General features: G+C 56.4%; 12 protein-coding genes. All 12 read right to left on the bottom strand.

Translation table 11 applies throughout. The annotated features are described in order from the left end of the window. Positions 1-29: 29 nt before the first annotated feature. The 12 genes from CX511_RS07480 to serC all read right to left on the bottom strand — a co-directional run bounded on the left by CX511_RS07480 (position 30) and on the right by serC (position 14750). Positions 30-1034, bottom strand: a complete 1005-nt coding sequence (locus CX511_RS07480; protein WP_101293048.1) for a WaaS/CpsH family glycosyltransferase — start codon at positions 1032-1034, stop codon at positions 30-32. Further along, entirely contained in the window at positions 1034-2167 is a 1134-nt protein-coding gene (locus tag CX511_RS07475; RefSeq protein WP_101293049.1) for an NAD-dependent epimerase/dehydratase family protein, read from the bottom strand. The genes CX511_RS07480 and CX511_RS07475 overlap by 1 nt, the downstream gene beginning before the upstream one ends. Before the next feature lie 159 nt (positions 2168-2326). Beyond that, positions 2327-3646, bottom strand: a complete 1320-nt coding sequence (locus CX511_RS07470) for a Wzz/FepE/Etk N-terminal domain-containing protein (protein ID WP_231353380.1) — start codon at positions 3644-3646, stop codon at positions 2327-2329. Between the two features lie 189 nt (positions 3647-3835). After that, a complete protein-coding gene (locus CX511_RS07465; protein ID WP_101293050.1) occupies positions 3836-4894 on the bottom strand; it encodes an LPS O-antigen chain length determinant protein WzzB in 1059 nt (352 codons plus the stop codon). 264 nt (positions 4895-5158) lie between these two features. Further along, complete coding sequence (locus CX511_RS07460; protein WP_101293051.1) at positions 5159-6622, bottom strand: MBL fold metallo-hydrolase; 1464 nt, start codon at positions 6620-6622, stop codon at positions 5159-5161. A gap of 121 nt (positions 6623-6743) precedes the next feature. Further along, complete coding sequence (locus CX511_RS07455; protein WP_045180057.1) at positions 6744-6983, bottom strand: lipopolysaccharide assembly protein LapA domain-containing protein; 240 nt, start codon at positions 6981-6983, stop codon at positions 6744-6746. Between the two features lie 20 nt (positions 6984-7003). Then, entirely contained in the window at positions 7004-7303 is a 300-nt protein-coding gene (ihfB, locus tag CX511_RS07450) for an integration host factor subunit beta (RefSeq protein ID WP_045180059.1), read from the bottom strand. Between the two features lie 497 nt (positions 7304-7800). Beyond that, positions 7801-9477, bottom strand: coding sequence for a 30S ribosomal protein S1 (gene rpsA / locus CX511_RS07445; protein WP_045180061.1), 1677 nt, complete (start codon positions 9475-9477; stop codon positions 7801-7803). A 125-nt stretch (positions 9478-9602) separates the two neighbouring features. Further along, positions 9603-10283: a (d)CMP kinase gene (gene cmk, locus CX511_RS07440; protein ID WP_177327743.1), complete on the bottom strand. Its 681-nt coding sequence runs from the start codon at positions 10281-10283 to the stop codon at positions 9603-9605. Between the two features lie 2 nt (positions 10284-10285). After that, positions 10286-12526 carry a bifunctional prephenate dehydrogenase/3-phosphoshikimate 1-carboxyvinyltransferase gene (locus CX511_RS07435; RefSeq protein ID WP_045180065.1) on the bottom strand — a complete coding sequence of 747 codons (2241 nt, stop codon included), beginning with the start codon at positions 12524-12526 and terminating at the stop codon, positions 10286-10288. Between the two features lie 44 nt (positions 12527-12570). Next, positions 12571-13665: a prephenate dehydratase gene (gene pheA, locus CX511_RS07430; RefSeq protein WP_045180067.1), complete on the bottom strand. Its 1095-nt coding sequence runs from the start codon at positions 13663-13665 to the stop codon at positions 12571-12573. After that, the gene (gene serC / locus CX511_RS07425) at positions 13665-14750 is read right to left on the bottom strand and encodes a 3-phosphoserine/phosphohydroxythreonine transaminase (RefSeq protein WP_045180204.1); all 1086 of its coding nucleotides are present in this window, start codon (positions 14748-14750) and stop codon (positions 13665-13667) included. The genes pheA and serC overlap by 1 nt, the downstream gene beginning before the upstream one ends. Positions 14751-14768 lie beyond the last annotated feature (18 nt).

Genomic DNA, 14768 nt, shown 5'->3' with positions numbered 1-14768 from the left:
GACGCAATGGCGAAATACAGATCGATACTTCATCGAAAAATCCGGTTTACCCACGCAGAAACCGAATACTTTTCGCGCAGGGCCGGGTCAAATGGTAATTCATCATTAAACAGAAGCTCTTCGTCGATTATTGGGTTCTGTCTGTCTACCAGTAACACACCGCGCGGATTGTATAGGTCATAATTGACCACATCGGCATTGGTGGTAATTAACTTACGCTGCGCACCTACTGCTTCAATTGTACGCATCGTCAGCCCCAACTGGTCGGGTCGATTCACATCGATCACTGCTCGGCTTTCTGCTATGCGGCTGACCACTTCGGTGAGCTTCATGCCGGTGAAATTAACGTATTTTCGACCAAAACGACGGAAGCCGGGGTCAACCAAGGCGCGCAGTCGATACAGTTGTTTAGAAGGGTAGTAACAGAATACGAACACCTTATGACCCCGCTCCTGCAGGCTATCGATGATCTTTTCCAGCACCTTATAACGATCTGTGTGGATGGTACCGATGAAACACGCGTCGTATAGCGGCGTACCCTGCCACTGCGCCGAGGACTCAAACTCCCGCCCGTAGAAAAGGGGCAGAAACTGCATCTTCGGGTTCTGCCCTACATCCGAACGGTCGAAGGAAAATACTTGATCAAACTTGTCCAGCAACTTCCGCGCATTCGGGTTGTAGTGCATTGAGTCCCAAAGGTACAGACTCAATCGAGCTTGAGGCTGAGCCTGACGCAACTGCTGCAGCACCTGCATCGACATGGCTTCACCGCGCACAATCAGGACATGATCGTAGGTTTGGCCACGAGTAGACTCGATGATGTTGCGGTAATAAGCATCAGTTTTGCGTGCCAACAGACGCCGATCCACGCGGATCAGCGCCTTGGTCCAGAAACTGTTGTCTGGGCGATCGTTGAAGTATTCGACCCGTGCGCCTTTGGCCTCAAGCTCAGCCTTGATAAGTTTCTCGTAACCGAAGAACATCGGGGCGATAAACAACACACGCTTGCCAACCAGGTTCTGTACGTCATCCATCACTTCAGCAAGCCCTTAGCACGCAACTCACTGACTGAGCGCTCGTAGCCAGAATCGCTGATTTCTTGGGTCTTGACCCACTGGGAGAAGGCTTTAACACCTTCAGCAAAGGATACTTTCGGCACGAACCCGATGTCTTTCTTGATGCTGGAAAGATCGGCGATGTTGTGACGAATATCGCCAATACGGAAATTGCCGGAAACTTTGATTTCCCCCCCAGTACCATAGTTGGACTTGAGCGAATGAGCCACGGTCAGTACGTCGGTAGCTTCGCCTGTACCCACGTTGTAGGCCTTACCGGTCACATCGGAGTCGATAGCGGCGATGGTGGCATCGACGACATCATCAATAAATACGAAGTCGCGACTTTCCTTGCCGTCTTCGAAAATATTCACGTCTTTGCCCTGCAGCAGCAAGGTAGAGAAAATCGAGAGGATGCCTGTATAGGGGTTCTTCAGCGACTGTCCGGGACCGTACACGTTCTGATAGCGAAGCGCTACCGCTCCGATTCCCAAGGCAGCGCCGCCGGTGAGAATCAATTGTTCCTGCACCTGCTTTGTAATGCCATAGATCGAGCTAGGATGTATGCGTGAGGATTCGTCGGTCGGCACCGGCGTAGCAATGTCGCCACTGTCCGGATCGCGACACTCGAAAATGCCAGCTTGCAAATCGTCCAAGGCACGCGCAACAGGATAGACGAAACCATTACGACCTTGATACTTACCCTCACCGTAAATAGCGCGTGAGGACGCAACTACTAAGCGACGTACGGATTCGCTGCCAGCTTCCTTCTTAGCCAACATGTCAAGCATCAGCGATGTACCGCGAGCATTGACGTCTACATAGTGGTCAATTTCATACATGGATTGACCGGTGCCGGTCTCAGCCGCCAAATGGACAATAATTTCCTGCCCCGCCAGTGCACTTGCCCAAGCGTTGCGATCACGAACATCCCCTTTGATGAAGCGGACAGAGGATGGCAGGCGCTGAACAAGGGCAGATGCCTCAGGTTTTTCACCATGAATTTGCGGTGAGAGGTTGTCCAGAACAGTTATCTCATCTCCTCTTTTCTCAAGTGCAATTGCCAGCGCACTACCGATGAAACCTGCGCCGCCAGTGATGAGAATCTTCATTGATACTGTTCCTTTCCTCGAAAAAAGCACAAAAAAATAAGTATGGCTGTTGCGGGAGCTGAGTGCAATACGGCGCAGATGCATCAGATTCTCATCTACGCAAATCGACAAAAACACTTTAAAAGTCTGCCTCGCCAAAGGCGCTTAGCACCTCATCCACTAGCTATGTACAGGTCCCGATTTATTCAGGCCTTGGAGCTCTACAATTCGGACCTGGCGAAGGCGCCTCTTGAACATTCCACGCATCAGGGCGATAGCGGCGCCAAGCCCCAGCCCTACCATTAACGCTGCCACCACTATCAGCAGCTTATGTGGTGAAACAGGCTTGCTTGGAGGCACGGCAAACTGATCGATACTGACCAAGCGCAACTGCTGCATGTCAGTTTTTATATTTTCTAGCCGAGTACGCTCAGCGCGCAACACATCAATCCCTTCGAGAAAAACCATTTCATTTTCTCGGGCCTTGAGCATCTCGACTTTTCTATTTGATCCTAGCATCAGCAACTCTTTGCGAATTTGCGCGATGCGAGGAGCGGTAAAGTCATCTGAAACCCGCTTGCGCAAGGCGTTACGCTCAGCCTCCAGCACGTCAGACCCCATGAAGTAGAGGGGCACCTCTTGGCTATTCACCTCCGTACGAACAATATTGTTCGCACCCGCGACTTCATCTGCCATCGAAGATGGAGTAGCAGGCTTTTTCAAGCCGAGACTGCGAGCAATGCTGATGGCCTCTTCAAGCTGAATCAAACGTGCCTCACGATGCATTTTCAGCTGTACTCGTAAGGCCTTCAACTCATCCTGGAGCTCTGCCCGCTTGATTGCATCAGTCTCCATGAGACGAGCAATTTTGCTTTCTTTTTGGGCCTCGTATTCCTTCACGGCAGAGTCGAACTTTGTAGCCACCTCATCCAAGCGATTATTGACGATAACCTTCAAATCCTCTGCAAGTTGAACACGCTCGCTGTCAACCGTATACGACACAAAAGCGTTGAGAATAGCAGCGCCATTCAACCCTTCTTCATAGCGCATCTTCAAACCAATAAATGCAGACAGTAGATCAGCCTTTTTTGGGTTGGGCTGCACCAGTACCAACGCTTTATTAAAGTTGGAGAACGCCTGCTCTGGCGTCTGCCCTTCGTGGCTATAAGCCGCTATTAATTCAGGCTTCGAACGAAAAAAGTTCAAACGTGTATCGTAGGAGTCCAAGGCGGCACCAACGCGTACCAAAGCTTTACCTGGAGGCAGTGAATAAATCTCGGAGCGATTCAGAGCATCCAGATCGTTCAGTGCAGCCGGACGCAGAACCGTGCTCACCTCGTATTCGGGCGTAACAAGAAAAGCATACCCTCCTCCCAGTGCTGCGGTGAAAAGCGCTACAGAGAAGATCAGCACTTTACGTCGCCAAAGGATTCCTAAGATATGGAAAAGGTCGATTTCATCTTGAGATACAATTGAGGGTATGCGAGAGACGGTGGTCAAAACTAAGCCTGTCTGCTGAAGGTGGATTTTCACCTCAGACAGGCTTACTCAGACTCTGGATAGCCAAAAACAGGCATCCAACCCTCAGTACAATCCCTGTCGCGTGGTGATGGGGGCGCTATTCTCGCACCATCCGTCGGCCAACAACAGGGCACCATACAATTCCTTTGCCATCACAGCGCTTCGGCACTATGTAGATGCAAGCGCTCTCTTGCGCCTAACCCACACATCTCGCCCCAGCGCCGCAACCAAACCTAATGCCAATCCAGCCACCGCACTCAACACTACTATGATCAATTTTTTCGGCTTGATCGGCTTGTCCGGCTGCTCTACCACACCATCTTGTTGGTACACGGCGATAATCGAAGGGTCAACCTTAAGATTCCGGTAGAAGGTCAACAATTCCTGCTTTTTCCGCAACCCTGTAATAAATGGATCGTCGGAATAGCGCGACTCAAGGTTCGCTATCTCCGCCTCAAGCGCCTTACTCCCTCGCATGTAGGTTAACGAACCGTCCATTCCCGCCGAAACTTCGATTGAGAGGGTGCCGGAGATGAGCGGTGGCTTCTCCAAACCGATCGATTTTGCTACCACCAGCGCCTCCTTGAGCTGCGCGATCAGATCCTCTCGCTCTTTGCGTGCACTGGCTTTTGACCCAGCGATCTGCTGCTCAATGTTGTCCGCCTTGACCAACATTTCACTCCGATTGCTCTTCAGCACTTCTTGCTTCGCACGCTCTGCAGCCATTTCCGCATACGCTGTAACCCAGCTCGCGGCCTGCTGAGGACTCTCAACATTGGCGGTTATCACATAACGTGTAGGCGTGTCCTTGGCCGCTTGCGCCACATTGAGCATTTTACTGAATTCGCTGTAGAGGGCATCCCTGGAGCCGCTGCGATCTTCATCATTCAAAGTCGGCAGGTAGACGGTACGGAAGAATTTGTTCCGTACGGCCTCCGACAACAGCGCCTTGGTGTACACGTCGTACACATCCTTGACCGCCAGCGTACCTAGGCCGGTTTCGGCACCACGACCGTAGTTCAATTGCGCAATATCATTCTGCGAGGGGGGTTGAACGAACAGCTTCGCTTCATAAACCGGAGTGGCCAACACTGCATAGGCAATGCCTATGGCCATTATTGGTGCAGCTACCAACAGCACCCAAACCTTCTGACGCCACACCCCTTCAATCAGCTCAAACAGATCAATCTCATCATCACCACTACGGCGCTCAGGTTCATTGCGCATTTATTCTAGTTTTCCTTGGTCCGTCTATTAGCATTTCGCACTTAAGGGGCACGTGTGTCGCGTCTATGCTGATCTCGCGCCTCAGAGCCAGACAGTTTCCACCGTCCTAGCCCTGAAGCGTAGCGTCATTTTGCCATCCTGCTCGCAAGATCTGTACCTTGCTTCATCGGCATTACGCGCCTGAGTTTACAATCTGAGATAGAGCGCCCAGAAGCGCAATAAGTTCCATTCAATCCGACCACTATCCACCTCTCTGCCAAACGGTTAACCAGAGCCGGGAATGGTTACATTCACCTCCAGCCCCGCCTGACCAAAGCGTCGCTGCAGCGCAGCAGCCAGCACCTTTTTCGCCTTCCCTTCCCCATGCACCAGCACCACCTCGCTTGGCGGCTGCTGCATGCCAATTGCAAACGCCACTAACCCCGCCTGATCCGCATGTCCGGAATAACCTGTCAAACTAACAACCTTCGCTAGCACCTCATACGCCTGCCCATCCAACTCGACCAAGGCTCCCTCCGACCTACGCCCACTCGCCTGAATTGCAGCCCCCGCCGTGCCTTTAACCTGGTATCCGACAAACACCACCTCATGCCGCACATCACCAAGCATGGCCTTGAGGTAATTGACGATCCTGCCACCCGAGCACATGCCGTTGCCGGCAATGACAATCGCCGGCCGACCGGTGCTCTTGAGGTAATTGACCACTTGCTGGTGCTTGGCATGGGTATCAATACTGATGAGCTGGCGAAAACCCAATGGCGCCCGCCCCTCACTCCGTCGCTGCCTGGCTTCTCTGTTCCAGTACTGATGCAAATCTCGGTAGGCCTGGGTGACGCGATTCGCCAAGGGCGAATCGAGGATAACCGGCAGTTGTGACCAGTCCATGGCCTGGATTGGGTCTATTTCGCCAACTGGCCCGCCCTCCTCTTCTTTCAACAGCACCTTGCGGTACAGGATGTCTTCGATCTCGTAGAGCAACTCCTGGGTCCGCCCCAGGCTGAAAGCTGGGATCATGATCGTACCCTGGTCGGCCAGCGCACGATCAATCACGGCTTCTAGCTGCTGCTGGCGCTGGCTACGATCAGGGTGCAGACGGTCACCGTAGGTGCTTTCCAGCACCAGGATGTCGGCACGCTCGGGCGGCACTACGCTGCGCAGCAATGGATTGCACGGGGCACCCAAATCACCGGAGAAGACGATCCGCGTGTCGCGACCGGTAGCGGTATCCTCGACCTCGCACTCGACATAGGCCGATCCCAACAGATGACCGGCACGCTGTAAACGAATGCGGCAGTTGAAGGCTTCCCGCTCGATCAGCGGATGCCATTGCCCAAAGGGCAGCGGCACGATGCGCTGTTGGATATGTTCGATAAAGCGCGACACCTGAAGCGGGTCACTGCTGATCCCAAGCTTATAGGCGTCTTCCAGCACCAAAGGCAGCAAGCGGGCTGAAGGTTCGCTGCAGAGAATCGGACCGTGAAAACCCGCCGCCAGTAACGCCGGTATGCGGCCAACGTGGTCAAGGTGAACGTGGGTGACGATCAGCGCTTCGATGCCTTGGACGCTAAAGCCCAGTTGCTGTCCATTCGCCCGTGTTTGCGTGTTAGCCCCTTGCTCCAGGCCGCAATCCACCAGCAGGCTGCTGTGCTCATCGAAATGGAGCTGATGGCAGGAACCGGTGACACCGCGGATGGCACCATGGTGTGAGAGGAAGGGAAAACCCTTCATGAGAGGCACGCTCCAGGCTGGCGAAGGATGGCGCTATTTTCCCACCACCACTGAAGAACCTCTCCCGGCTAAATCGCGGCGACTTGTAAGAAAAGTCTTAGGCCCGGGACTACAAATTCGTTTAGAGCGTGTTTCGCAACCGACGCTTACTGCGCAGCACACCGTAGGCACCCAGCAAAGGCCCTATTGCCAAGCCAACCAGCAATGCCGCCAACACAGGCACCGCTACAGGCATCGCCGGCGCCGACCAGCCGAACATGACCAAGGCAACGGCTTGTTGGTTTTCCAGGACAAAAAACAGCACCAGCGTTGCCAATGCCAAGAGAAACAGCACCGCCAAGGCGCGCTTGAAATTACGCATTACTTGCTCCCTGGCACTGGCTAGTCGACATGATGCTCTTCATCTTCATTGACGCGGTCGCGCAGTTCTTTACCGGGCTTGAAATGCGGCACGAACTTGCCGTCGAGGCTGACGGACTGACCGGTCTTGGGATTACGCCCGACCCGCGGGGCGCGGTAGTGCAGGGAGAAGCTGCCAAAGCCACGGATCTCGATGCGATCTCCGGTCGCCAGGCACTGGGACATCTGTTCAAGCATAGTCTTGATGGCCAGCTCGACATCCTTGGATGAGAGCAGCCCTTGATGGGTGACAATACGTTCGATCAGCTCCGACTTCGTCATATTTTTCCCTTCTTTATCAAGCAGCTAGATCATTGCTTCATTGTTTTTAGCATGACCTGAGGGTTTTGAACAGGGTGGTTATTGACTTAATCGCGGAATCTTGTATTGGCAACCTTAGGAAAACCTTACGGCGCCTCGTCAGTGACTTTGGCAAACCCAGCCAGCACGAGGGTTACAGCCGCTGGGAACACTAGCAGCAAGAGTAAATCGCTGGCACAAAAAGGTTTCTCTTGGATTGTCGGGTACGCCATCTGTACAGGGGCCAGCCCCCTATTATGGACTGCTGTAGCCGCTGCCGAGGCACGAGGCTGCGATCGACTGCAAGGCAGTCGCGACGCGTACACCTCGTTGGGCCTGGCGAATTGCGGTAGCCAGTTTGCGGGCGTTTCACGCCCGATCGCAACCTTACGGCAGCGGCTACAAGACAACGCCCCCAATAAACCATGAGGCACAAAAAAGGGCGACCGAAGTCGCCCTTTTTTAGATCCAAGCAGAACTTAGTTCTGTTTGGCCATTGCCTGACGCAGCAGCGCGGCCATGGTGGTGTCAGCAGCTTCCGGAGCAGTTTCTTTCAGGCTCTGGATGGCTTCTTTCTCTTCAGCGTCGTCTTTCGACTTGATGGAGAGGCTGATCACGCGGCTCTTGCGGTCAACGCTGATGATCTTAGCTTCGATCTCTTCGCCTTCCTTCAGGACGTTACGCGCGTCTTCAACGCGGTCACGGCTGATTTCGGAAGCTTTCAGAGTGGCTTCGATGTCGTCGGCCAGGGTGATGATAGCGCCCTTGGCATCAACTTCTTTAACGGTACCTTTGACGATAGCGCCTTTGTCGTTGACAGCAACGTAGTTGGAGAACGGATCGTCTTCCAGTTGCTTGATGCCCAGGGAGATGCGCTCACGCTCTGGATCAACCGACAGGATCACGGTGTCCAGCTCGTCGCCCTTCTTGAAGCGACGTACGGCTTCTTCGCCCACTTCGTTCCAGGAGATGTCGGACAGGTGAACCAGACCGTCGATGCCGCCGTCCAGACCAATGAAGATACCGAAATCGGTGATCGACTTGATGGTGCCGGAGATCTTGTCGCCCTTGTTGAACTGGCCAGAGAAGTCTTCCCATGGGTTCGACTTGCACTGCTTGATGCCCAGGGAGATACGACGACGCTCTTCGTCGATGTCCAGAACCATAACTTCCACTTCGTCGCCGACTTGTACGACTTTCGAAGGGTGGATGTTCTTGTTGGTCCAGTCCATTTCGGAAACGTGTACCAGGCCTTCCACGCCTTCTTCCAGCTCTGCGAAGCAGCCGTAGTCGGTCAGGTTGGTTACACGCGCCATTACGCGAGTGCTTTCTGGGTAACGAGCTTTGATAGCAACCCATGGGTCTTCACCCAGTTGCTTCAGGCCCAGGGATACACGGTTACGCTCACGATCGTACTTCAGAACCTTGACATCGATCTCGTCGCCAACGTTGACGATTTCCGATGGGTGCTTGATACGCTTCCAGGCCATGTCGGTGATGTGCAGCAGGCCATCAACGCCGCCCAGATCAACGAATGCGCCGTAGTCGGTGAGGTTCTTGACGATACCTTTGACCTGCTGGCCTTCCTGCAGCGATTCCAGCAGAGCTTCGCGCTCGGCGCTGTTTTCGGCTTCCAGGACGCTGCGACGGGAAACGACAACGTTGTTGCGCTTCTGGTCCAGCTTGATGACCTTGAATTCCAGCTCTTTGCCTTCGAGGTGGGTGGTGTCGCGCACTGGGCGGACATCAACCAGGGAGCCCGGCAGGAACGCACGGATACCGTTAACGTCGACAGTGAAGCCGCCTTTAACCTTACCGTTGATAACGCCCTTGACCACTTCTTCGGCGGCGAAAGCTGCTTCCAGAACAATCCAGCACTCGGCGCGCTTGGCTTTTTCACGGGACAGTTTGGTTTCGCCAAAGCCGTCTTCGACCGCGTCCAGCGCAACGTGAACTTCGTCACCGACCTTGATGGTCAGCTCGCCAGCTTCGTTGTAGAACTGCTCGAGCGGGATGACGCCCTCGGACTTCAGGCCAGCGTGTACGGTAACCCAGTCGCCGTCGATGTCGACAACGATACCGGTGATGATCGCACCCGGCTGAAGATTGAGGGTTTTCAGGCTTTCTTCAAAGAGTTCTGCAAAGCTTTCGCTCATTTTAATTCCTGTAAATTAGGGCGAGACATACGCCCATCAGCCACATTCCAGACAATGTGGGTTTCGTTCATATAAAGGAAAGCCGACAGGACGTTGACTGGTGCCCCTGCCTGCTTCCCTGGTCATCAGGCGATATCGCGCAGGGCGATCTCGCTCTTGATGCGTTGCAACACCTGCTCGATGGACAACTCCGTTGAATCCAGCTGAATCGCATCGGCCGCCGGCTTGAGCGGGGCCACTGCGCGCTGGGTGTCGCGCTCATCACGCGCACGAATCTCATCTAGCAGACTCGACAGACTAACATCTTCGTCTTTGGCCTTCAACTGCAAGTAACGGCGGCGAGCTCGTTCCTCAGCGCTGGCGGTCAGAAAAACCTTCAACGGCGCATCAGGGAACACCACTGTCCCCATGTCGCGACCATCGGCAATTAGCCCCGGTGCTTCCTGGAACGCCCGCTGGCGCTGCAGCAAGGCGTCACGCACCGCTGGCAGCGACGCGACCATGGAGGCCCCGGCACCAACGGTTTCGGTACGGATGACATTGCTGACATCATCACCTTCAAGAATGATCTGCTGCAATTTGCCCGGTTCAGCAGCGATGAACTGCACGTCCAGGTGCGCCGCCAGCGTGACCAGCAGCTCTTCGTTGGTCAGGTCGACGCCGTGGTTGCTGGCCGCGAAGGCCAACAAACGGTACAGCGCACCCGAGTCCAGCAGTTTCCAGCCCAGCTCGCGTGCCAAAAGGCCAGCAACGGTCCCCTTACCCGAACCGCTTGGACCGTCGATGGTGATGACCGGCGCGTTCATGCTCACGACTTGCCCTCTTCAGCAACACGAATCCCGACTTCGGCGCACAGGGCCAGGAAGTTCGGGAAGGACGTAGCGACGTTGGCGCAATCGTGGATACGGATTGGCGCGGTAGCGCGCAGCGAGGCGACGCTGAAGGCCATGGCGATGCGGTGATCGCCATGCCCGTGCACTTCACCACCACCGATCGGGCCGCCATCGATAATGATACCGTCCGGGGTCGGCTCGCACTTCACACCCAGGGTCAGCAGGCCATCGGCCATAACCTGGATGCGGTCGGATTCCTTGACCCGCAACTCCTCGGCACCACGCAGCACGGTCCGGCCTTCAGCACAGGCGGCAGCGACGAACAGCACCGGGAACTCGTCGATAGCCAGCGGCACCAGGTGCTCTGGGATATCGATACCCTTGAGTTTAGCCCCACGCACGCGCAGGTCAGCCACCGGCTCGCCGCCGACTTCACGCTGATTTTCCAGGGTGATGTCGCCGCCCATCAGACGCAGGATATCAATGACACCAGTACGGGTCGGGTTGATACCCACATGTTCAAGCACCAGCTCAGAACCTTCGGCAATCGACGCCGCAACCAGGAAGAAGGCTGCCGAGGAGATGTCGGCCGGCACTTCGATATGGGTTGCGCTCAACTTGCCACCGGACTCCAGGGACGCCGTCGGGCCGTCAACGTTAACGCTATAGCCGAAACCACGGAGCATGCGCTCAGTATGGTCACGGGTCGGCGCAGGTTCGGTGATGGTGGTCTTGCCTTCGGCATACAAGCCGGCCAGCAGCAGGCAGGACTTCACCTGGGCACTGGCCATTGGCAGGGTGTAGGTCAGGGCCTTGAGCGTGTGCCCGCCACGAATGGTCATCGGCGGACGACCTTCGGCAGCGGTCTCGATGACCGCGCCCATTTCCCGCAGCGGGTTGGCCACACGGTTCATCGGGCGCTTGGACAGCGAGGCATCGCCCGTCAATACGGTGTCAAACGGCTGCGCTGCCAACAGGCCAGACAGCAGGCGCATGGAGGTACCGGAGTTGCCCAGGTAGATCGGCCCCGGCGGCGGCTTCAAACCATTGAGGCCAACACCGTGAATGGTCACCCGGCCATGGTGCGGGCCTTCGATGACCACGCCCATGTCGCGGAACGCCTGCAGCGTTGCCAGCGCGTCTTCACCTTCAAGGAAGCCTTCGACTTCGGTGGTGCCTTCGGCCAGGGAGCCCAACATGATCGAGCGATGAGAAATCGATTTATCGCCTGGTACGCGAATTCGGCCAGACAGTTGGCCACCAGGATTTGCCAGGAAAATCAGGTCGTTGGAGTTCATAGCGTCCACATAGGCCCGGCGGGCCAGGATTTTACTGAAATGCTCGCGGGCAACCCGGGCGCGCGTAAAGACGCCCAGCAATTGATGCCCATCCCCTGCATCGACCGCGTCGCGCAAGGCGTCGAGGTCGCTGCGAAATGTATCAAGTGTGCGCAGAACAGCTTCGCGGTTGGCGAGAAATATGTCGTGCCACATGACCGGATCACTTCCGGCGATTCTTGTGAAATCGCGGAAACCGCCGGCAGCGTAACGGAAGATATCCAGGTTTTCATTGCGCTTGGCCAGGGAATCGACCAGGCCAAACGCCAGCAAATGCGGCAAGTGACTGGTCGCTGCCAGGACTTCGTCATGGCGCTCGACCTGCATATGCTCAACATCGGCATCCAGCGCACGCCAGAGCCGATCAACCAGGGCCAGGGCACCTGGGTCGGTTTCAGCCAACGGCGTGAGAATTACTTTATGGCGGCGGAACAGCGCTGCATTGGAGGCTTCCACCCCGCTCTGCTCGGAACCGGCAATCGGGTGCCCAGGCACGAAGTACGCCAGCTGCTTGGCAAACGCCTCACGCGCCGCACGCACCACATTACCCTTGGCACTGCCGACATCGGTCAGCACCGCGTGCCCCAGGTCAAGTTGCGCCAGTCGAGCCAGGAGCTTTTCCATGGCCAGGATCGGCACGGCCAGCTGAATGACATCTGCGCCAACGCAGGCCGCAGCCAGGTCTTCTTCGCAGCGGTCGACAACCCCCAGCTCCACCGCCAGCTTGCGCGACTGTGGATCCAGGTCAACGCCGACCACTTCACGGCAGAGGCCGCTTTCGCGTAGACCCTTGGCGAACGAACCGCCAATCAGCCCGAGACCGACCACCACCAGCCGACCGATAAGCGGCTCGACCTTGTTCAACACGACTTCAACCACGGAGCAGGACCCTATTCAAATCTGTATGCACGTCACTCATTACGTCAGAGTACTGCTTTGGGATAGGAACCCAATACCTTGAGGGCCACAGCTTCCTGGCTGATCTGTTCGAGTACGGCCTTGATCAGCGGATCACGGTGATGCCCCATGAAATCGATGAAGAACACGTAGGTCCATTTGCCACTGCGCGACGGGCGGGTCTCAATACGGGTCAGGTCGATACCGTTCTGATGGAACGGCACCAGCAACTCGTGCAAGGCGCCCGGTTTGTTGCTCATGGAAACGATGATCGAGGTCTTGTCGTCACCGGTTGGCGGCACTTCCTGGCTACCGATCATCAAAAAGCGCGTGGAGTTGTCCGGACGGTCTTCGATCTTCTCGGCAAGACGCGTCAGACCGTAGAGGCCTGCCGCCATGTCGCCAGCGATCGCTGCCGAGTTCCACTCACCCTTGACCCGCTTGGCGGCCTCGGCGTTACTCGACACCGCGACGCGCTCAACATTCGGGTAGTGGGCATCCAGCCATTTGCGGCACTGGGCCAACGACTGGGCGTGCGAGTAAATGCGGCTGATGCTGTCGGTCTTGGTGTTCTCACCCACCAACAGGTGGTGGTGGATACGCAGCTCGACTTCGCCACAGATGACCATGTCGTGCTCAAGGAAGCTGTCGAGGGTGTGGTTGACCGCACCTTCGGTGGAGTTCTCCACGGGCACCACACCAAAGTTGACGGCGCCTGCCGCCACTTCGCGGAACACTTCGTCGATCGCCGCCATCGGCTTGCTGATCACGGCGTGACCAAAGTGCTTCATCGCCGCGGCCTGGGTAAAGGTACCCTCAGGGCCGAGGTAGGCGACTTTGAGCGGCTGCTCCAGGGCCAGGCAGGAGGACATGATTTCACGGAACAACCGCGCCATCTCTTCATTGCCCAGCGGCCCTTGATTGCGCTCCATGACGCGCTTGAGCACCTGCGCCTCACGCTCAGGACGGTAGAAGATCGGCTCTTCACCGGCCGGTAAAGCCGCCATCTTCACCCGCGCCACTTCCTGGGCGCAGCGGGCACGGTCACTGATCAGCTCGAGGATCTTCTCGTCGAGGCTGTCAATGCGCACCCGCAGCGCCTTGAGTTCCTGCTCCGACATCAGCCGTGCTCCTTCTCGAATTCAGCCATGTAGGTCACCAGCGCTTCTACCGCGTCCAGGCCCAGGGCGTTGTAGATCGAAGCACGCATGCCGCCCACCGAGCGGTGACCCTTGAGGTTGAGCAGGCCACGGGCGTCAGCGCCGGCGAGGAACGCTTTGTCCAGGCGCTCGTCAGCCAGGCGGAACGGTACGTTCATCCAGGAGCGGGCGTTGACACTGATCGGGTTGCTGTAGAAGTCGCTGCTGTCGATGAAACCGTACAGACGGTCCTTCTTGGCGCGGTTGCGCACTTCCATGGCAGCTACACCGCCCTGCTCCTTGAGCCACTCAAAGACCAGGCCCGAGAGGTACCAGGAGTAGGTAGCCGGGGTGTTGTACATCGAGTTGTTGTCGGCAGCGACCTTGTAGTCGAGCATGGTCGGGCAGCTGCTGCGGGCGCGACCGATCAGGTCTTCGCGCACGATCACCACGACCAGGCCGCTTGGGCCGATGTTTTTCTGCGCACCGGCATAGATCAGACCGAAGTCAGCGACATCGATCGGACGGGAAAGGATGTCCGAAGACATGTCGACCACCAGCGGAACGTCACCGGTCTGCGGCACCCAGTCGAACTCCAGACCACCAATGGTCTCGTTCGAGGCGTAGTGCACGTAGGCGGCACCCGGGGTCAGGTTCCACTCATTTTGGCCAGGGATGGCCAGGTAGTCGTAGGGTTTGGCACTGGCAGCAACGTTGATGTTGCCGTAGCGACGGGCTTCTTCGATGGCTTTCTTCGACCAGATACCGGTTTCGATATAGTCGGCCGTGCCGTTTTCAGGCAGCAGGTTCAGCGGGATTTCAGCGAACTGCTGACTCGCACCACCCTGCAGGAAGAGCACCTTGTAATTGGCGGGAACGGACAACAGGTCGCGCAGGTCCTGCTCGGCCTTTTCGGCAATGGCCACGTAGTCGTCGCTACGGTGACTCATCTCCATCACGGACAAGCCCTTGCCATTCCAGTCCAGCATTTCGGCCTGGGCACGCTGCAGGACAGCGTCGGGAAGCGCAGCAGGGCCTGCGCAGAAGTTAAAGGCTCGTTTGCTCACATCCACTCTCGCTCTGCT

This window comes from Pseudomonas sp. S06B 330 (assembly GCF_002845275.2).
In the GTDB taxonomy this organism is placed as follows: Bacteria; Pseudomonadota; Gammaproteobacteria; order Pseudomonadales; family Pseudomonadaceae; genus Aquipseudomonas.
This window is presented reverse-complemented; position numbering and strand designations above follow the sequence as displayed.